Genomic DNA, 19,165 nt, shown 5'->3' on the forward strand with positions numbered 1-19,165 from the left:
ATTAAGGGTTTATCATCATGGAAAAGAAATACGAATTTACTGATGAAACAACTGAGGTTGATAGCAAAACGCTTCGCCGCATCCGTGCATTAAGAAACTTTGGTGACGTCAAGAAAGGTGATCTTGGCGGCTATATCGAGAAAGAAGAAAACTTAAGTCATGAGGGGGACTGTTGGGTTGGTGATGATGCCAAGGTTTATGAAGATGCCCGTATTTATGATAATGCACACGTTTCTGATTACGCAAAAGTTTTTGGTAATGCAGAAGTTTACGAGGATGTACATCTTTATGGATTTGCAGAAGTTTACGGTGATGTACGTGTTTTTGGTGACTGCGATGATATATGCATTGGCAATGATGCAGGTACTTATGGGCATGTTGATGATACTAACCTCATGTCGACTGGAGAAAAGACCAGATGAGAAAATACGAACTGACTGACGAAACAATCCAAGTTAATGGTCGCACTCTTTACCGCATTCGTGCATTGAAGGACTTTTGGCAGGTTAAAGCAGGTGATCTGGGTGGTTTTATAGAGCATGAAAGCAACCTATGTCATGAGGGAGACTGTTGGGTTTGGGGTAAGGCGTGTGTTTTTGGAAATGCTCGTATTTATCACAATGCACAAGTTTACGACGAAGCACAAGTTTCCGATAATGCACATGTTTACCAGAGTGCACGAGTTTTTGAAAATGCGAACGTTTACGGTCGTGCAGAAATTTACTGTAATGCAAAAATTTACGGGAATGCACAAGTTTTCGACAAAGCAGAAGTATACGGTAATGCACGCGTTTACGATAAAGCACACATTTACGATAAGGCGGAAATTTACGACCAAGCACGTGTTTACGGTGAGGCACAAGTTTTTGAAAATGCAAAAGTTAAAGACGCAAGTGTAAACGATAGTGCACAGATTTTCGGGGATGCCGTAATTTGTGACTGTGCACAAGTTTACGATGAGGCACATGTTTATGGAGATGTGCGTGTTTATGGATATGCACGTATTTACGGCAAATCTTGTGTGAGCCATCATGCACAAATTTACAACAGTGCACGAGTTTTTGGTGAGGCGTTAATTTTTGGCAATGCACATGTTCATGGGCGTGCAAAAGTTTATGATGAAGCAAAAGTTTACGATGAAGCACGTGTTTACGATAAGGCAGAAATTTACGGTAGTGCACAAGTTTATGGTGATGCAGAAGTTTATCGTAGTGCACACGTTGATGGCTATAATGTCATCTCAACTGGAAAAAAGACCAGATGAAAAAATACGCACTACTAATCTTATAGTATCTCTATAAGCCGTTTCTAACCACACAACCAACTTTTAAACACAAGCGTGATTCACGCAACGGGTGAATTGCGCGCAATGGAGGCAATCAAGATGACAAATTCTACCTTTTTAACAGAAATGGCAGAAAAATATGGATTTACTGCCGAAGAATTTCGAACCACAATCATGAAAACTTGTATTGGAGATAAAAATGCTAGTGTCATCAATAATGCAGAATTTGCTACTTTTCTTTTCGTTGCAAAAACTTATGGACTTAATCCTTTAACTAAAGAAATTTATGTATTTCCTAAAAAAGGCGGTGGCATGATCCCTGTTGTTTCTATCGACGGTTGGATAAAGATCATCAAATCAAATCCTGACTTTGATGGCATGACCTTTCAAGATCAACTCGATAAGGATGGTAATCTCATTGCTATCAAATGTGCTATTCGTCTCAAAGGAATTAAAGACCCTATCGAAGTCACCGAATATCTCAAAGAATGCCAGCAAGACCACAGTGACCCTTGGAAAAAATATCCAGCACGCATGTTACGTCACAAAGCTACAATACAATGTGCTCGCTATGCTTTCGGGTTTTCCGGTATTTATGAAGAAGATGAAGCAAAACGTATCAATGAGATAAACCATAACGTACAAACGAAGTTAGTTTCTTATGATGTGCTTACACAAATCAAACAATTAATAAACATCACTCAAACAGAAGAGGAAAAAGTGCTTGATTATGCACAAGTCGACAGGCTTGAAGATCTTCCTGATGAAATAGCACAAAGGATTTTGGATATTTTGCAAAAGAGACAGAATGAAAAAGAACAACAATCCTTACCACCACAAGAGAAAACATACACTCCTGTAGCCGTTCTCGATGCCGAATATATTCACATCCAAGATGTCGAATATGCACCAATACAACAAGAGCAACAAATGGGGGTGTGAGATGGAACAAAGAACAGCAGAATGGTTTCAAGCAAGACTAGGTAAAGTTACCGCATCTAATGTTTACAGCATCCTCAGTAAAACAGCTAAAGGATTACCGACAAGCAAATATGAGGATTACAAAATCAAACTCATTACAGAACGCTTAACAGGTGAAAACAGCCCCCATTATGAAACTGAAGATATGCGTTGGGGCGTCGAAAATGAAGAAAACGCACTAAAAGAATATGCATTCATTTATGATGCCAATATCACAAGATGCGGCTTTATCCAACACCCCACAATGGAAATGGCTGGTGCAAGCCCTGATGGGCTTATTGGAGAAGACGGTTTAATCGAAGTCAAATGCCCGAGATCAGCAACACATATGCGCTTCTGTATAGATGACAAAATCAAACCAGAATATCACGCACAAATGCAATTCCAAATGGCTTGTACAGGGCGCAAATGGTGTGATTTCGTAAGCTTTGACCCACGCTTTACTCAGCAATCATTTCACTTGCGCATGAAAGTCAAACGTGTCCACCGTGATGAAAAACAAATTACAACTATCAACGAAGCTGTCGAAGCCTTTTTAGCAGAGATAGAAAGAGAGATAACACAACTCTCGACAAAAGCCGCTTAACCCTTATGGGGGTGCATTCACAGCCTCCTAGCACCCCCCACCCTTTTCTAAAAACCGTCAACACATGCGTGCCTCACGCCACAGGCAAATTGCACCCAAAATTTAAGGGACATAACCATGGAACATTTTCCACCAACCACAACACAACCTACTCAAGATGACAGCTTTTGCTTTTTCACCATTGGTTATCAAGGGAAATCCTTTGATACCTACCTTCATTCTCTCATGGAAAATAATATCAAACTTTTATGTGATGTTCGTAAAAACCCAGTCAGCAGAAAACAAGGATTTTCAAAAACACAACTCACAAAAACTTTAAAAAATTTTGGTATTGAATATGTGCACATTCCTGAACTTGGAATTCCTTCTCAAAAACGACGTTATTTGAGAACACAACAAGCTTATGAACGCCTTTTTAAAGAGTATGAAAATACAATTCTCAAAAATAACTCTTGGGCAATAGACAGATTATATCAAATTTTCTTAGACAAAAAACGCATTGCAATCACCTGTTTTGAGGCTGATGTATGCATGTGTCATAGAGGAAGAATAGTAAACGCTCTTACAAAATTACAAGATTGGAAATACGAAATTCAGCACCTCTAAAAAATGGACCAGAAAATTTATTAAAACGTGAGATGTTTTCTTAACCCCTCCCAATTCCTCCCTCTCTAAAATTTTCAACACAAGCGCGATTCACGCCACGCGTAAATTGCATCTAAAATTTAAGGAGAAAAGATATGGCACCTCGCCCTGCTACCATCACGCAACCAGCTATTGCTCGCGCTTTAAGAGAAGCAAAAAAACAAGGATGCGAATTAATAGAAATTAAGCCTACGGGCGAGCTCCTTATTTATCTCAAATCAGATATTCCAATACCAAATTCAATAGCGCATCCAGACAAATTATTCGATTTGTCAAAGAATGAATACTACGAAGATGCGCTCTCTAAGATGTGAAATTGCTATGCCTAAACCACGCCCCCCTCATCTTGTTAAACAAATTACCCAACATGGCAAAATTGTATGGTATGTACGCATTGGTCATGGGAAACGTATTAGAGTGCGTGGAACCTATGGAACGCAAGAGTTTGTTGACAACTACAAAAGTGCGCTTGCCGAATTACAAGGGATCATCCCTCCTAAACCTAAAGCAGGAAAATTTGTTGAAGGTTCGTTTGCATGGCTACTTAAACAGTATTTTAACAGCGTTCATTGGTATAATCTGGCTAAAAGTACGAAAAGACAAAGAGAACTCATCCTTATGAAGGTATGTGATACCATAGGAAACATCCCTTATAGAGAAATAAAGAAATCCCATATTACAGCGGGTGTTGAACGCCGCAAAGAAACGCCAACAGCTGCTCACAATTTTCTAAAAGCCCTTAATGGTCTTTTTAATTGGGCAATTGACCAAGGTCTTTTGGAAAGTAATCCAACAGTAGGAGTAAGAAGACCAACTTACAACAACAAAGATGGATTTGCTGTTTGGACAGAAGAAGATGTTGAAAAATATTATCAAAAATGGGCTATCAGAACACATGAACGCGTCTGGATTGATGTTCTTCTGTATACAGGCTTGCGTCGTGGTGATGCTGTCCGCATTGGTTGGAAAGATGTGAAAGATAATATCATTCATCTCAAAACAGAGAAAAGCAAATTTCAAATAGATGTTTTTCTGCCTATTTTACCAGAACTAGCAGAAACTCTGAAAATTGGTCCTATTGGAAATGAAACATTCATTTGCGGGAAAAACGGAAATAAGCTGGTTAAAGAAAGTTTTGGCAATCTATTTCGTGAAGCATGTAATGCAGCTGGAATAAAAAAATCGGCACACGGCTTAAGAAAATTAGCAGCAACGCGCGCTGCTAACTCAGGTGCAACGGTGTCACAACTCAAAGCAATTTTTGGTTGGACAGAAGATAAAATGGCATCTCTGTATACAAAGAGCGCAGACCGTAAAAGGCTAGCTCTTGAAGCTATAAAAAAGCTCCAAAAAAATGAGGGATAGAAATTAACAAAACTTAAAAAAAAACAATACCTATAAATTGCCCTAATATTTTATTATCACATTGATTTTGTTTAAAAAAGCTAGAACCACCGGCCCGGGGAGCCATAGTCTTTTTTTCTCCAAATAACTTATTGATTTTCCATATGTTTTTTTAAGGTGAGGGATGCGTCGATAAAAGTGAGGGAATAGATTTTTATAAATAAAATACAACATCCCGTATAGAAGTTATTTTTTGCAATCAGAACAAATTTACTAATTCGTCCTTGTTTAAAAAGCCAATGTATAAGTTTTCTTTCTAATTAGTTGTTAAGAAAATGCAGAGATGACAATATCATTTGTCAATTCATTATAATGTTACCAAATAGTATTGTTATGATTCTAAATTGCAAATCGCGAATTCTTTTTGAGAGAGAAAGCGAAAGCTTTAAGCATAATTCCTATTTCAATTCTAAATATCTGCCTCAAATATAAACCACATCGCATTGCAGCATGTTCTTTAGATTGCGATTAAGATAAAATAAAAACCAAAATCCCTCGATATTATTTTCAAATCCTTCAAAATATGACTGTAGCTAATTTGCAAGGATACTGAAAAATTTTTACCGATCATAATATTCTCTCCATTATAAATCAGAATATGAAAATAACAGATACTTCTTTCTATTTTGTTTTTATGAGGCTTTTTAAAAGATGAAAGATACAAAAACAAATATAAGGGAATGGAATTTGCAAAGTTTCTTCTACAACCTATCACGAATAACCGTTTCTGTTTAAGATATTTTTTAGTCACCACACCAGACATACAAATGCTGCCATTTCTAAGAAATTGAAACCTTTGAAGAGCTCTCTCTTATTTTGACAAGAGCATTATTTTTTATTTCTCTTGCTCTCGTTCAAAATAAGAATAAGAAAACTCAGAAAAAGGAAAATATTCTGAGCTTACAATCTTGTCTCAATATTTTACTTAAGCTGCCTTTTTCACTTTCTTACGAAAACGAAAAGATTTCGCGCGCTTTGCTGTTGCTTTTGCTTTTTCATGTCTTTCATTTGAAGATGAAGAATTTCTCCGCTGTAACTGTACAGCACTGTCTTTGCGGTCCCCAAATCGTTTCTGACGTTTAGATTTTCTAAAATGAAGCTCCTTACCTTTTTCTTTTTCGCTTCTTTTTGGCACAATGGGCTTTTCTGGAAATGCTGCAAACTTTTCTGGAACAACTTCACGCACTAATTTCATACAAATCAAGCGCTCTACAGCACGCAACCGTGCACGCTCTACTCCTTCATCAAAAAGTGTGAGTGCGTTGCCAGATGCACCATTGCGTCCTGTGCGACCGATGCGATGCACATAACTTTCAGCCTCATCTGGTAAATCGTAATTAATAACATGGCTTATTCCTGATACATCAATACCGCGCGCTGCAATATCTGTTGCAACAAGAATCCGTACTGATCTTTCACGAAAAGCTTTCAACGCATACTGTCGCGCACTGTGTGATTTATTTCCATGAATTGTCGCAACAGAATAGCCTATCTTTGCTAAACTACGCGTGACAGCATCAGCTCCATGTTTAGTTCGAGTAAAGACAATAACCGAAATGAAAGCTGGATTTGTCAAAAGTTGAGCTAAAACATTCTTTTTTTCACACGTAGGAACGCAATATAATTTTTGAGTAATTTCCGCAACAGTGGTCCCTTGAGGAGCAATCTCTATTCTTACAGGATCATTGAGCAAAAATTTTGCAAGTGCGCTAACTTCTTTTGACATTGTCGCAGAAAAAAGTGCGGTCTGACGCTCTTGATGCAAAAGTCTTGCAATTTGCCGCACATCATTAATAAAGCCCATATCTAACATACGATCTGCTTCATCCAGAACCAAAAAACGGGATTGAGAAAGATCAATACATTTCGCACGAACAAGGTCCATTAAACGCCCTGGCGTTGCTATTAAAACATCCACACCTGCTTCCATGCGTTTAATTTGTTTAAAACGTGATACCCCACCCAAAATCAGACATGTCGAAAGATGCGTTCCTTTTGCTGCAGCACGAATCGTTTCATCAATCTGAACAGCGAGTTCACGCGTAGGAGCTAAAATCAAAGCATGCGCAGTTCTAGGGCAACGTTTATCACCCAAGGTCAAAACCTTGCTTAGAACAGGCAAACTAAATGCCAATGTTTTGCCAGAGCCTGTTTGTGCAATACCTAGAATATCATGCCCTTTCAACATCATTGGAATAGCTTGTTCCTGAATAGGTTTAGGTTTACTCATCCCAGCAATAAGCAAATTTTTAATTAAAAGAGCAGGCAAGCCCAATTTTGTGAAGACATTTTCTTTATTTACATTCAAAATAAAATCTTTCCTTAGCCCAATAACCACAAATAGGTAATAAACTGAACCATGTCGTTCAAGAATCCGCGCAAGAGAGCTCTTGATATTATAAATTTAGAAGCAACGCTTGAAAGAGCGATTTGCGCACCGAACGAACACCTTAAAATCAAGGAGAAAGGTGGATAAATTCATTCTATTAAAGAGCTAATGAGCCCAAACACCTCTTTTGTACTATCGTTCGATTGCAACAAAAAATCAAGTACTTTGCAAAATATATTTATCATAAACAATAAAAACACTATTTTCGTTGTCTATTTATGATCATTTCCTTTGGTAAATGCACCTCACTAAAATCAGGATAAATCTCAAGGAAAACCTGATTCTGTACAGTTTTTTGACCACCATAGATTAAATACCATTGCGTTTTATCAAAAATGGCCAAAGTTTTATACTGAATGATACGATCATGAGTCTCAAGAGTAGTTGGAATCAAAGCATAAAAAGTACCGTTATCAGTTTGCAGATAGGCGATGTCCGTTTCATCTAAATGATAAGCGCCTGCGGGCAAGTTCTCAAATTGAACACGCAACTGTTTAAGAAAATTTTCACGTAAATTATCCTCTGTTGTATTTAACCGGCGCGCTATCTCTTTATAAAGCCGACTAGGCATATAAGTGGAAAGAGGTACAAAATTTCCATTTTTCACAGCATTATTAACATCGACAATTAAATTGGAAAGTTCAGCTTTTTGTGGTGTCATTAGCTCAGAAGCTAAACTTTGTTTATCAGCATAAAAAAACAAAAATAGACTTAGTATAAAATAAAAAAAAGACTTCATTTTTATAGCTCTTGTTTCAACAAAAATTTTAGCTTCTCAGATGACAAAATCAAATAATGTTTGATCGTCAGTAATATCACGATAGCGCCAACCTAAAGCTTGAAATTTTTCTTCTAAAATACGAAAATTATTGTATTTTTTTGTTTCAATTGCAATTAAGACAGAACCGAAACTTCTCGCTGATTTTTTGAAATATTCAAAGCGCACGATATCATCATCTGGAGAAAGTTGAGCAAGAAAACTACGTAACGCCCCAGGATGTTGTGGAAAGCTAAAAATAAAATATTTTCGCAATCCATGAAAACGTAGAGAACGCTCTTTAATATCTGGCAAACGTTCAAAATCAAAATTACCACCTGAAATAATGAGAAGAATTTTTTTGCCTTTTACCTCCTGAGAGGAAATACTATTAAGAGCATCAATCGATAAAGCGCCAGCCGGTTCAAGGACCACACCTTCAACATTGAGCATTTCAACCATTGTAGAACAAACACGATTTTCAGGAACTGTAATAACAGAATCTGGTGAAAATTGCTTTAGCATTGTGTAATTTAATGCGCCAATTTGAGCCACGGCAGCACCATCTACAAAAGTATCAATATTTTCAAGTTTTACGCGTTCTCCCCTCTTTAAACAAGCAAGCAAGCTTGCCGCTCCTTGTGGTTCAACAAAACGAAGCTTTGTTTTCCAACCATATTCATGTAAAAATTTGCTTACACCACTGGCCAACCCCCCTCCACCTACTGGCACAATCATCAAATCTGGCTCAATTTCCCCATTGAGTTTTTTCCATTGTAAAACAGTCTCGCATAAAACTGTCGCCTGCCCCGTAATAATGCGAATATCGTCAAAAGGCGGTGCCATCACACCACCACTCTCAGCAGCGAAAGATTGTGCAGCTGCATAACATTGATCAAACGTATTACCAATTAAACGTATATCAATAAACTCTCTACCAAAAATGTGTGTCTTATCAATTTTCTGTTGTGGAGTTGTCACAGGCATAAAAATCACGCCTTTGCGTTTAAAATAGCGACAAACAAAAGAAACTCCCTGCGCATGATTACCCGCTGATGCGCAGACGAATGCAGCATCTCGAGATATCCCACCAAGCATTTCTGAAACAAAATTAAAAGCACCGCGAATCTTATATGAGCGTACAGGGGTTAAATCTTCACGTTTCAAATAAATTTCTGCATCATATTTTTGACTCAGAAAATCATTTCTTTGAAGTGGTGTTTCAGCAAATACTTTATGCAAAGCCGCTGTAGCCTTGGTTACATCTTGAATAAATTTACTCATAACACCATCATTTCATGCTTCATTAATATTGTACGGATTTCTTCTAACTATAAAGGCAACTATTGTCAGCCATAATTTATCAGAGAATGAAAAATTATCCTCTTATCATTAATTCTTGATTCAATAAAAAATATAGCTTATGAAGATGCTCTTATCGCGGACGTGATGAAATCGGTAAACATAGCAGACTTAAAATCTGCCGGTCGAAGACCTTGCGGGTTCAAGTCCCGCCGTCCGCACCACAAGATCTAAATTTTCCTTGTTTTCTAATGGTTTTAAAAATCAACAAATTAAATCTCCTTCTAAACCACCTTTCGCAACCCGATTATAACGCTATTAGACGGCACCGCGATGATGCTAAATGCGAATCATGATTTTCTTTTTGAACACGTATTTTGCATATGCAAACGGTCTTCAAAAGCTTTATTCTAAAAAATGGAAATCTCAATAATCATCCTTCATCTCAACATAATCATTAAAAATCAATGACTTCATCTCCATCATAAAGACAGTATTTTATGAGTGCCCAATAAAAAAATAAAGGCCCCATCAAAAAAAGGGCCTTCAAACAATTTAATCTTAAAAAAAATTAGAATTTGTAAGCTACACCAAAACGAAAATCATTCGTCTTATAATCAAGTTCAATCTCGTCTCCAAATTTCTTTTTACCAAAATCTGAGTAACGATATTCCGCACGCAAAATAACGTTATTGAACATTGCAAAATCAACACCACCACCAAGAGTATAACCAATCATAGTCTTTGTCTTATCTAATTTAGCTTCAAAACTATCTTCCCCCGTAACTGATACCGACAAAATATCTTGAAGCTGCCCATAAGCAACACCACCAGCAATATACGGCATAAAACGATCAGCAGAAAAACCAATACGCACCCGTGTGGCACCAGACCATTTTTGTTTTAGAGTATGACAAAATTTTAGAGCATTCTGTTCTGCTGCTTCTCTTTGGTTTCTTACAACCGACTGAGACAGTCTGCCTAGCTTAGCTCCCATTGAATTTTGAAGAACTTGTACTGCCAAACCCTGAAGCCCCTCTTTCTCTCCATCTGAAGAATCTGCAGAATTTTTACGCTTTGCATCGGGGATAACATCTTCACCTTCACCGGTAATGACAACAGCTTTTGTCTTCTTTCGTTCAGACAAAAACAGATCAGTATCGACACCTAGGATAAAGTTATCTCCAAAATCAACATTGGCACCAGCATAAAAACCACCTACAAAACCAGACAATTCAGGTAAATATTTTTTTTCAACCGGAACCCATTTTTTATTCTTACTATCCTCATCAGGAAATAAAGGAACATCAACATCACGAGTAGTTGCAGAAATCTTACTCGAAAACCGACCAATTTGACCTCCGAAATAAAAACCTTGCCAAGAAAAGGTAGGAGCAACAACTGATGAAACAACTTGCGTTGGCTGTTGAGGAACAATAACATCTGCTGCTTGCACTATAGAAGCTGAAAAGAAAGCAAAAGCAGATACTGTTACTAAATATTTCGTATTCATAAAATTACATCCCCTTGCTATTATTAAACATAAATAAAAATAATCACATTTAGAAAAACAAAGCGCTATAATATAATACAAATTTCGTACAACTTCTCATAAGTACATAAAAATTTAATATAAAAAAATAATATTAATCAATTTTAATATTTTATCAACAAGTAACACTTAAAATTTTAAAAAATTACGCAAAAAATCTATTATATTATTTGTTGAAATAATAAGAGCATTAGGTTCTTAAGCATCTAAATTATTGCACAAAATCCTTAAAAATCGATCATTCCACGACCTTTAAGGACTTACATAAAACATTTCAGATTAATTTCTTATATTGCCATTTAAAATATAAATAAATACAATTTAAATTAATCATATATATTTAATATATTAAAACAAATATTCATATGAAATTTTTTTAAATAAAATTCACAAAATTAAATAATTAAAATAATTTTACTTAAATCGTTTTTAATTGAATAATAAAATATTATTAAAATTATTTAAAACATATTTCATTTTAAATATGTATTTTATATTGTGTAGACATTAATAAAAATATCGTCTAGCTAATACTTAATGCTAATTTTTACACTGATATTATATATTTTTACAAAAATAACATCAAGACGCTTTCAAAGCCTACCTACAATAACAAAAAATCTTCAAGTGTTTTATTTAAAAATCACTCTATCCTCATTGATTTCTATATTATCTTCTGCCTTTATTGCAAAACGGTCTTTATTAGGAAAAGTGACAAAACACCCTTTCATACAAACTGTAACTGTTTGATTACTATTCAGCGAGATAGTTGAAGGTCTACTCCCTTCAACGATGATGAGAGATTGTATCTTTAAATCCGTATTCTTCACCGTTGCGGTAAAAGCTGTCGCGGTCAAAATATCCAACAGTGTGATTGCAAAAAAAAGGTGAGCATATCTTAGCATTCCAGCATCCCTTCTTCAACAAAACGTTTATACAAAACAAAACGAAGAGCATTGGTCACCTTAGAAGGTGAGGTGATGTTAGGCACATAAATAGCCAAAGTAAATGAAAATTTTTTACTATCGAATGCAGTAAAATTCACTTGCGGCGCAGGATTTTTTAAAACCCCCTCTGTCGCAGAAGCAATCTCTAGCAAAATCTCAACAACACGCTCTGGAGAAACATGAGAGGAAACAACAAGAGGGATATCAACCCGCCCCATTTTGCTCCCTCGAGTCCAATTACTGACATTATTATTAATGAGGCTTGAATTAGGAATAATAATCGTCTTACGCTGAAATGTTTCAAGTTCAGTTGCACGCACACTAATACGTTTGACAATACCACCTAATGATCCAGATTCTATATAATCCCCTAGTTTGAAGGGCCTTCCAACCAAAATAATAAGCCCAGATACAAAATTTTGAACAATATTTTGCAATCCAAAACCTATACCAAGCGAAAGCCCACCAGCAATGAGTGCAAAATTTTTGAGATCCAAACCTGCCGTTGACAGTCCTATCAAAGCAGAAACAACAACACCACTATAACTTATGACCGTTTTGATAGAATTACGTACACCAGAATCAAATTCCCCATGTACCAACACCGTGCCATCCAGCCAACCGATAAATCGGCGAAGGAGGAACCAACAAGCGAAAAAAGCAACGATTCCAGTTACAATAGAAATAAAAGAAATAGAGACATTTCCAATTTGAAAACCGGTCATCAACTGCCACAACACCGCTCTCAAATCAGAATATGAAAACCCAAATTGCACAGCAATTGGCATTGCGCACAATACGACTACAATCAAATTGAGAAAAACGCTTACAATAACCCCCAATTGATTCATCGTTTTCTCTTCTAAATGTAACCATTGCATTAAAATATGACCAACACTCGTTTTCATAAATTGGCCTTTAGTTGCAAGTGCTTGAGCACTTTGTATCCCCAAATACATTAAAACCAAAAATGCACCACCAATCACAATTTGCTGCATAATAAAACGCGCAAAACCAACATAACCAAACAAATCCATCACAATGAGCAATAATCCCAATACAATGAGGGGAATGCGCATATAAAGTGGCCAAAAGAGCGGCTCTTTTTCAAGTTGAGCATACCTACGTCTGAACCGCAAAGGCACAAATGAGATTATAAACAGCAGTATAGCTACAAGAAAAACAGCCAGAAAACTTTTTGCAATTGTCAAAGAAAGAGAGGCTAACACTACTTGATAAATACTATCGAGAATTGCATCAAATGCCAACACTGCACCTAAAAAAGTGAGTAAAGTTACTAATTGATACGCCGCCGACGGTGCAATATTGAAAAGGCGCACATGCAGCATATTTGATGACAAAAGAACAACGGCTAAACGATTTATCAAAAAGACTAAGATAATTTCATGCCCGAGCGTATAAAATACTGTCGTAAGTTTCCCTGGATCCAAGCCAAAACTATGAAATAAAAAAAACACGAGATAAACACAAACAAAACATCCAAGCGAAGGCAGAAGAATTGAAATAAAAGCAACTAATAAACGCTGTAAATAAGATATTTCCTCATTGCTCTTGATAATACGGCATTGTAGTTGTGCAAGAGCCTTACGAAAAAAATAAAAAAGCCCAAAAGCAACAAAAAGCGGAATTAAAACAGAAAAAAACAGTTGTAAAGGTTTGAAATAAAATACAAATTTCCACCAAGAACTGAACAGCAAAAGAAAATCAGATGAAGCCTCTTTGGTTTTCTCAACGAGACGTTTGACCATCGGTATCGAAAATTCAAGTCTGTGCGTAAGTGTGCGTTTAAAAAGTTCTCGAGACTGAGAAAGAGAAAGTTCGGCTATTCTATTGGTAGCCAAAAAAACTTCTTCAAACCGAAGTACTATAGAATTAATCTGAGCTCTTTTCTTTATCAGATGAGAACGCTCTCGACTCTTGTTTTTCAAATCTTTTGGATCATCACGAAGTTCTGTCAACTGATCAAGAAGTACATTGATATCATTCAGAGGAGAACGTAAAAAAAATGCTTCTTCTATAGCACGTTTACTGATATTTCTGGCTCGCAACCGCAACTCTGCCAAAACAAGTTCGTCTTCTGATTTGCTTGCAAAGTCTTTTTTTAAAGTTTCTGTATCTTGTTCAAGAATCTTAACAATTGACTGTTGTTTTTGAATAATTTCATCTATTGAATGCGTAGTTACTGATTGTCCAATTATCGCGTTTTCTGATCCAAGATGCCCCCATACACAAGAGCTCGATACAACGAGAATCTCAAGAATAAAGAAAAGAATGCATAATTTCTTTTTAAAAAATGAACACATATCTGCCTTAGGTATAAAAATGAGCAATACCCCCTGATAAAAATATGACATGAGACAAATATTTTCAACTTTTGTAGAATAATCTTATAAAAGCTTCCCCTTATTCTATATTACTGATAAGAGAGATAAAATATAAAAATTTGAAATTAAATTAAGATCAAGAGGGCAATCCGATATGTTTTTTTTGCACCTTTCTTGCAAAAAAGGAAATTTCTTGCCTGTTACGACCTGGCTTCTGCTGTCCAGCTTTGGCATATTATTAACGAGTAAACTAGTGTATATTCATTTTATTGCACAGCCAAATGCTATTAATGGAATTACAACAAATGTATGTGATTCAGAAAACAAATATGATCAATTGAATATTACAACAGCTGCAAATAAAAAGTTTGTAACACTCCATACAAATTATGTTTTGCCTTTTAATGCTCCTCAAGGCAGTCTGACATTGAATATATTTTTAATAATTGCCATGGTTATTTGCAGACAACTTCATAATCTTCAAACGCAATTTTTCTCAAACAAACGCGCTCCTCCTCTTTCTTGAACTATGAAAGCATCATCCTATTTTACTCCTGCGTTTTCACTGCAATAACCATTAGCAATACACCATTAGATTGCCTATTAGCGGAATATATCATGCGTACACCCGGTTGGTTGACTACTCTTTATTGTTTTATCCTTTTAAGCAGCATTTACGTTGCCCTGCCCAATTTATTTTCGCAAGAGCAGGTTAAAAACTCAAAGTTCTTAACCGATACCCGAGTAACACTTGGACTTGACCTTCAAGGAGGCTCTTCTCTCCTACTCGAAGTCGATACCAAAACACTAAAACGTGATCAATTACACATGATTTTAGGCAATGTGCGGAATACACTACGTGAAAAGCAAATCCGTACATCAAGCATTCGTGTCCTCGAAGATAGCGTCATTGCACTTGTTTCTGATCCAACACAAAGTGAAAAAGCTGTTGCTGCTTTAAAATCAATAATCACTCCCATACATAGTAGCTTTGGCACTGTAGTTAATGATATCGCTATCAGTACTCAAGATAAAACTATCCGTGTGGTCTTGACTGAAGCTGGAATTAAAGATCGTATCAGCAATGCCATTGAACAAAGCTTAGAAATTATCCGTCGCCGTATAGATCAGGTTGGTGTTACTGAACCAGCCATCCAAAAGGTAGGAACTGATCGTATTATGGTTCAATTGCCTGGTCTACAAGACCCAAAGCAACTGCGCGACCTTTTAGGAACAACGGCTAAGATGACCTTTCATCTTGTACCCTCCAATGTCGATATAAATAATTTACCAGTAGGTGTTTCAATCCTTCCTGGATATACTGATGAAACACAACGCTATGCAATTTATGATCAAATCGCTTTAGATGGAAATGTGTTGAAGGATGCCCGTGCAGGTTTCGATCCGCAAATGCCAGGGCGTTCTATTATTTCATTTACCATGAACTCCATAGGCTCAAAAATATTTGCGGACATAACACGGCAAAATATTAACCGTCCTTTTGCAATCGTTCTTGATAACAAAGTGTTGACTGCTCCTACCATCAATAGCGTCATTCCCAATGGACAAGGTCAAATTACAGGAAATTTTGATCCCAAAGAAGCATCAACTCTAGCTGCTCTCCTGCGCGCTGGTTCGTTACCCGCACCACTAACAGTGATTGAAGAGAGAACTGTAGGTCCCAACCTTGGTGCTGACGCTATACAAATGGGACTTTACACGGGCATTATTGGCTTTATTCTTGTTACGATTTTTATTTTTCTTCTCTATGGGATTTGGGGTATCATTGCGAATATAGCCTTAGCACTCCACACTATTTTAACATTTGCCGCACTAAGTCTTCTCGGTGCTACACTCACACTACCCGGCATTGCTGGTATTATTTTAGGTATCGGTATCGCTGTTGATGCCAATATTCTGATCAATGAGCGTATCCGTGAAGAAAGCCGAAAAGGTATCAGCGCCTTTGCTGCCTTGGACCGTGGATTCAAACACGCTTTCGCAACCATCGTTGATGCCAATGTTACTGCAATTATTGCAACTATTTTACTATTTTGGTTTGGCACTGGTCCTGTTCGCGGCTTTGCTGTAACAATGTTGCTTGGTATTATCATTTCCATGTTCACGAATATTACCATTGTGCGTATCATGATGATTTGGATTGTCCGTAAATGGAAAATTAAAACGCTACATATTCACTCTGTTTTCAATGTTATCCCACAAAATACAACTTTCCGCTTTATGAAAGCGCGCTTCATTGGTATTGGCATCTCAATTGTTTTATCACTCGCTTCAGTTTTTCTGTTTTTTAAACCTGGGTTGAATTTCGGAATTGATTTCATTGGCGGCAGCCAAATGAGCATTACCACAAAAGAACCAACAAACTTGGCAACCCTACGTTCAAAACTTTCTACACTTAATATTGGTGAAGTTACGTTACAAAATATGGATAATGCAAATACTGTTCTAATCCGCATTCAGAAACAAAGTGGCGGCGAAACACAACAAACCTCTGCTCTTGATAAGGTTAAAAAAGCAGTACAAAACATCTATCCGGACGCCACTTTCGATCAAATAGAAGTTGTTGGCCCAAAAATTTCAGGTGAACTTGCTACAGCTGCTTTTACTGCTGTTATTCTCGCAGCAATTGCCATGTCCCTCTATATATGGTTACGCTTCGAATGGTTCTTTGCAGTGGGAGCCATTGTAACGCTCATCCTAGACACCACAAAAATGATTGGTTTTTTTGCTTTATTTCAATTTGATTTCAATTTAACAGCCATCGCCGCCCTTTTAACGATTGTTGGTTATTCCATCAATGATAAGGTCGTGGTCTATGATAGAATGCGCGAAAATATGCGCCTTTATAAAAAAATGCCACTTCGTGAACTGATTGATTTTTCAATTAATCAAGTTCTTGTGCGCTGCCTCTTTACATCAACAACCACAGCTCTCGCTATGCTCCCTATGGCGATATGGGGCGGAAGCGCTGTTCATAATTTTGCATTTCCTATGGTCTTTGGAATTATTATTGCAACATCATCTTCTATTTTTATTGCCGCCCCTATTTTACTCTTTCTAGGGAATTGGTGGCGTGAACGAAATGATCGTACAAACACTAACCTAAACTGAAAATCCATATTAGTTCATATAACGCACTAGTCCCCTCTTCTTATAAAAAAATTATAAATGCCTTTTTCTTCGAAAAGTAACTATTATGCTCCATGATACACCACTTATTACAACTATTGTTGCGGGTTTATGCTTAGCATTTCTTCTGGGAATGATTGCGAGCCGTTTGCGTATCTCACCACTCGTTGGATACTTGTTAGCTGGTGTTCTTGTGGGGCCAAACACAGGCGGTTTTAGAATAGATTCGAGTATTATCAACCAACTTGCTGAAATTGGTGTCATTTTGCTAATGTTTGGTGTTGGGCTACATTTTTCATTAAAAGATCTCTTATCTGTCAAAGCTATTGCTATCCCTGCCGCCGTTGCACAAATGACATGTTCTACTTTTCTAGGTTTGTGCCTCGGACTGATTATGGGATGGGGATTCGCCAGTAGTTTAGTCTTCGGTTTAGCTTTATCAATAGCAAGTACTGTTATCCTGCTGCGTGCTTTGCAAGAACGTCATCTTATTGAAACAGAAAAAGGACGTATTGCTGTTGGTTGGTTAATTATTGAAGATTTAGCGATGGTCCTCATACTTGTTCTCATACCAGCACTGGCAAACATCCTTGACAATACGAAAAAAGAAGCACTTGATCCTCTTATTCAATGGTTGGACCTAAGTATTTGGGGAGTTTTTGGTCTCACTATCCTAAAAGTTATTGTGTTTATTATACTCATGCTTGTTATTGGACGGCGTGTTATCCCGTGGTTATTAAAAATGAGTGCACAATCGGGATCACGTGAATTATTTCGTCTAAGCGTCTTTGCTATTGCATTAGGAGTAGCTTTTGGAGCCGCCCATTTATTTGGTGTTTCTCTTTCTCTTGGTGCCTTTTTCGCAGGCATGGTCATGAGTGAATCAGAATTAAGCCACCGTGCAGCAGAAGAATCCTTACCACTGCGAGATGCATTTTCTGTTCTCTTTTTTGTTTCTGTAGGCATGTTATTTGACCCAGGGAAACTGTTGACTCATTTTTTCCCTCTCCTAGCAACTTTATTCATTATTATCCTAGGAAAATCTGTAGTTGCCTTTTTCATCGTTAAAGCTTTTCACTATTCTAATGCAACAGCTTTGACCATTTCTGCAAGCCTTGCCCAAATCGGAGAATTTTCTTTTATCCTCGCAAGTTTAAGTTTGAGCCTAGGACTTTTAAACAATGATGCTCATGATTTAATTCTTGGAGGAGCGATTCTTTCTATTTTACTTAATCCTCTTGTTTTCATTGCTTGTAACAAAATTAAAAAACGTCTAGAAAGCTTTCCTGTAAATTCACAAGATACACAAAAAATTGTTGATATTGATCCACAAGATCCTGACCAAGGATTTTTACCAGTGACCTTAAAAACCAACCATATCGTAATTATTGGCTACAGTTGCATTGGTAAATGTGTTGCATCATCTTTAGTAGACAAAGGTGAGCCCATAGTGATAGTAGAGGAATCAAAACGCCTCGCTGATCAAGCAGCTGCAGATGGATTTGAAGTCATTTGTGGCAATATAATTCAAAAAGAAATAATGAATGCAGCAAATATAAGCCATGCTTATAAAGTTGTTATTACAATGCGAAGTACCATTGAAGTAGGAGAATGTATAGTAAATATACGTAATATGAAGAAGGATATACAGATAATCACGCATGCATTATCCGATGTAGATGCAACTTATCTCATTGATTTAGGTGCTGATGTCGTAGTAACTGACGATAAAGAAATTGCCAATGGTGTTATCGAACATATGACTGGACAGAGATCTGTAACGAATATGAAAAATAATGAATTAAATTTACAGAAAACATAA

16 protein-coding genes and 1 tRNA gene are annotated in these 19,165 nt (G+C 36.9%); 11 read left to right on the forward strand and 6 right to left on the reverse strand.

Features of this window, described 5'->3' with window-relative positions; all coding sequences use genetic code 11:
* Positions 1-17 precede the first annotated feature (17 nt).
* From MCQ_RS04710 to MCQ_RS04740, 7 genes are all read left to right on the forward strand, one after another.
* A complete protein-coding gene (locus MCQ_RS04710; protein ID WP_006923865.1) occupies positions 18-422 on the forward strand; it encodes a hypothetical protein in 405 nt (134 codons plus the stop codon).
* The gene (locus MCQ_RS04715; protein WP_006923866.1) at positions 419-1,264 is read left to right on the forward strand and encodes a hypothetical protein; all 846 of its coding nucleotides are present in this window, start codon (positions 419-421) and stop codon (positions 1,262-1,264) included. Before MCQ_RS04710 ends, MCQ_RS04715 begins: the two co-directional genes overlap by 4 nt.
* Before the next feature lie 120 nt (positions 1,265-1,384).
* Positions 1,385-2,227, forward strand: coding sequence for a RecT family recombinase (locus MCQ_RS04720; protein ID WP_006923867.1), 843 nt, complete (start codon positions 1,385-1,387; stop codon positions 2,225-2,227).
* 1 nt (position 2,228) lies between these two features.
* On the forward strand, positions 2,229-2,852 hold the full coding sequence (locus MCQ_RS04725; protein ID WP_006923868.1) for a lambda exonuclease family protein: 624 nt from the start codon (positions 2,229-2,231) through the stop codon (positions 2,850-2,852).
* A 117-nt stretch (positions 2,853-2,969) separates the two neighbouring features.
* The gene (locus MCQ_RS04730) at positions 2,970-3,458 is read left to right on the forward strand and encodes a DUF488 domain-containing protein (protein WP_006923869.1); all 489 of its coding nucleotides are present in this window, start codon (positions 2,970-2,972) and stop codon (positions 3,456-3,458) included.
* Between the two features lie 134 nt (positions 3,459-3,592).
* The gene (locus MCQ_RS04735) at positions 3,593-3,811 is read left to right on the forward strand and encodes a hypothetical protein (protein WP_006923870.1); all 219 of its coding nucleotides are present in this window, start codon (positions 3,593-3,595) and stop codon (positions 3,809-3,811) included.
* 7 nt (positions 3,812-3,818) lie between these two features.
* A complete protein-coding gene (locus MCQ_RS04740; protein WP_035008097.1) occupies positions 3,819-4,862 on the forward strand; it encodes a tyrosine-type recombinase/integrase in 1,044 nt (347 codons plus the stop codon).
* Positions 4,863-5,826: 964 nt separating this feature from the next.
* On the opposite strand, the gene MCQ_RS04750 is transcribed toward MCQ_RS04740, so the two are convergent.
* From MCQ_RS04750 to ilvA, 3 genes are all read right to left on the reverse strand, one after another.
* The gene (locus MCQ_RS04750) at positions 5,827-7,239 is read right to left on the reverse strand and encodes a DEAD/DEAH box helicase (RefSeq protein WP_006923873.1); all 1,413 of its coding nucleotides are present in this window, start codon (positions 7,237-7,239) and stop codon (positions 5,827-5,829) included.
* 250 nt (positions 7,240-7,489) lie between these two features.
* Positions 7,490-8,029 carry a hypothetical protein gene (locus MCQ_RS04755; RefSeq protein WP_006923874.1) on the reverse strand — a complete coding sequence of 180 codons (540 nt, stop codon included), beginning with the start codon at positions 8,027-8,029 and terminating at the stop codon, positions 7,490-7,492.
* A 36-nt stretch (positions 8,030-8,065) separates the two neighbouring features.
* Complete coding sequence (ilvA, locus tag MCQ_RS04760; protein ID WP_006923875.1) at positions 8,066-9,331, reverse strand: threonine ammonia-lyase IlvA; 1,266 nt, start codon at positions 9,329-9,331, stop codon at positions 8,066-8,068.
* A gap of 156 nt (positions 9,332-9,487) precedes the next feature.
* Between ilvA and MCQ_RS04765 the strand changes: the two genes are divergently transcribed.
* Positions 9,488-9,573: transfer RNA gene (locus tag MCQ_RS04765), tRNA-Leu, on the forward strand.
* A gap of 347 nt (positions 9,574-9,920) precedes the next feature.
* On the opposite strand, the gene MCQ_RS04770 is transcribed toward MCQ_RS04765, so the two are convergent.
* The 3 genes from MCQ_RS04770 to MCQ_RS04780 form a co-directional block, all read right to left on the reverse strand.
* Positions 9,921-10,862, reverse strand: coding sequence for an outer membrane protein (locus MCQ_RS04770; RefSeq protein WP_006923876.1), 942 nt, complete (start codon positions 10,860-10,862; stop codon positions 9,921-9,923).
* Between the two features lie 671 nt (positions 10,863-11,533).
* Positions 11,534-11,806 carry a hypothetical protein gene (locus MCQ_RS04775; RefSeq protein ID WP_006923877.1) on the reverse strand — a complete coding sequence of 91 codons (273 nt, stop codon included), beginning with the start codon at positions 11,804-11,806 and terminating at the stop codon, positions 11,534-11,536.
* Positions 11,800-14,172: a mechanosensitive ion channel family protein gene (locus MCQ_RS04780; RefSeq protein ID WP_035008014.1), complete on the reverse strand. Its 2,373-nt coding sequence runs from the start codon at positions 14,170-14,172 to the stop codon at positions 11,800-11,802. Before MCQ_RS04780 ends, MCQ_RS04775 begins: the two co-directional genes overlap by 7 nt.
* 175 nt (positions 14,173-14,347) lie before the next feature.
* Here MCQ_RS04780 and MCQ_RS04785 point away from each other — a divergent pair, with 175 nt between their 5' ends.
* From MCQ_RS04785 to MCQ_RS04795, 3 genes are all read left to right on the forward strand, one after another.
* Entirely contained in the window at positions 14,348-14,719 is a 372-nt protein-coding gene (locus MCQ_RS04785) for a hypothetical protein (protein ID WP_006923879.1), read from the forward strand.
* A gap of 92 nt (positions 14,720-14,811) precedes the next feature.
* Positions 14,812-17,325, forward strand: a complete 2,514-nt coding sequence (gene secD / locus MCQ_RS04790; protein WP_006923880.1) for a protein translocase subunit SecD — start codon at positions 14,812-14,814, stop codon at positions 17,323-17,325.
* A gap of 85 nt (positions 17,326-17,410) precedes the next feature.
* Positions 17,411-19,165, forward strand: a complete 1,755-nt coding sequence (locus tag MCQ_RS04795) for a cation:proton antiporter domain-containing protein (RefSeq protein ID WP_006923881.1) — start codon at positions 17,411-17,413, stop codon at positions 19,163-19,165.

Origin of the sequence: Candidatus Bartonella washoeensis Sb944nv (assembly GCF_000278135.1) — a bacterium.
Classification (GTDB): domain Bacteria; phylum Pseudomonadota; class Alphaproteobacteria; order Rhizobiales; family Rhizobiaceae; genus Bartonella; species Bartonella washoeensis.

What these genes read in the sequence shown, in the direction of transcription:
- MCQ_RS04720 (WP_006923867.1), top strand. Translation starts at nt 1,385, where the DNA reads ATGACAAATTCTACCTTTTTAACAGAAATGGCAGAAAAATATGGATTT.
- MCQ_RS04775 (WP_006923877.1), bottom strand. Translation starts at nt 11,806, where the DNA reads ATGCTAAGATATGCTCACCTTTTTTTTGCAATCACACTGTTGGATATT.
- MCQ_RS04715 (WP_006923866.1), top strand. Translation starts at nt 419, where the DNA reads ATGAGAAAATACGAACTGACTGACGAAACAATCCAAGTTAATGGTCGC.
- MCQ_RS04780 (WP_035008014.1), bottom strand. Translation starts at nt 14,172, where the DNA reads ATGTGTTCATTTTTTAAAAAGAAATTATGCATTCTTTTCTTTATTCTT.
- MCQ_RS04710 (WP_006923865.1), top strand. Translation starts at nt 18, where the DNA reads ATGGAAAAGAAATACGAATTTACTGATGAAACAACTGAGGTTGATAGC.
- MCQ_RS04730 (WP_006923869.1), top strand. Translation starts at nt 2,970, where the DNA reads ATGGAACATTTTCCACCAACCACAACACAACCTACTCAAGATGACAGC.
- MCQ_RS04785 (WP_006923879.1), top strand. Translation starts at nt 14,348, where the DNA reads ATGTTTTTTTTGCACCTTTCTTGCAAAAAAGGAAATTTCTTGCCTGTT.
- secD (WP_006923880.1), top strand. Translation starts at nt 14,812, where the DNA reads ATGCGTACACCCGGTTGGTTGACTACTCTTTATTGTTTTATCCTTTTA.
- ilvA (WP_006923875.1), bottom strand. Translation starts at nt 9,331, where the DNA reads ATGAGTAAATTTATTCAAGATGTAACCAAGGCTACAGCGGCTTTGCAT.
- MCQ_RS04740 (WP_035008097.1), top strand. Translation starts at nt 3,819, where the DNA reads ATGCCTAAACCACGCCCCCCTCATCTTGTTAAACAAATTACCCAACAT.
- MCQ_RS04725 (WP_006923868.1), top strand. Translation starts at nt 2,229, where the DNA reads ATGGAACAAAGAACAGCAGAATGGTTTCAAGCAAGACTAGGTAAAGTT.
- MCQ_RS04735 (WP_006923870.1), top strand. Translation starts at nt 3,593, where the DNA reads ATGGCACCTCGCCCTGCTACCATCACGCAACCAGCTATTGCTCGCGCT.
- MCQ_RS04795 (WP_006923881.1), top strand. Translation starts at nt 17,411, where the DNA reads ATGCTCCATGATACACCACTTATTACAACTATTGTTGCGGGTTTATGC.
- MCQ_RS04770 (WP_006923876.1), bottom strand. Translation starts at nt 10,862, where the DNA reads ATGAATACGAAATATTTAGTAACAGTATCTGCTTTTGCTTTCTTTTCA.
- MCQ_RS04755 (WP_006923874.1), bottom strand. Translation starts at nt 8,029, where the DNA reads ATGAAGTCTTTTTTTTATTTTATACTAAGTCTATTTTTGTTTTTTTAT.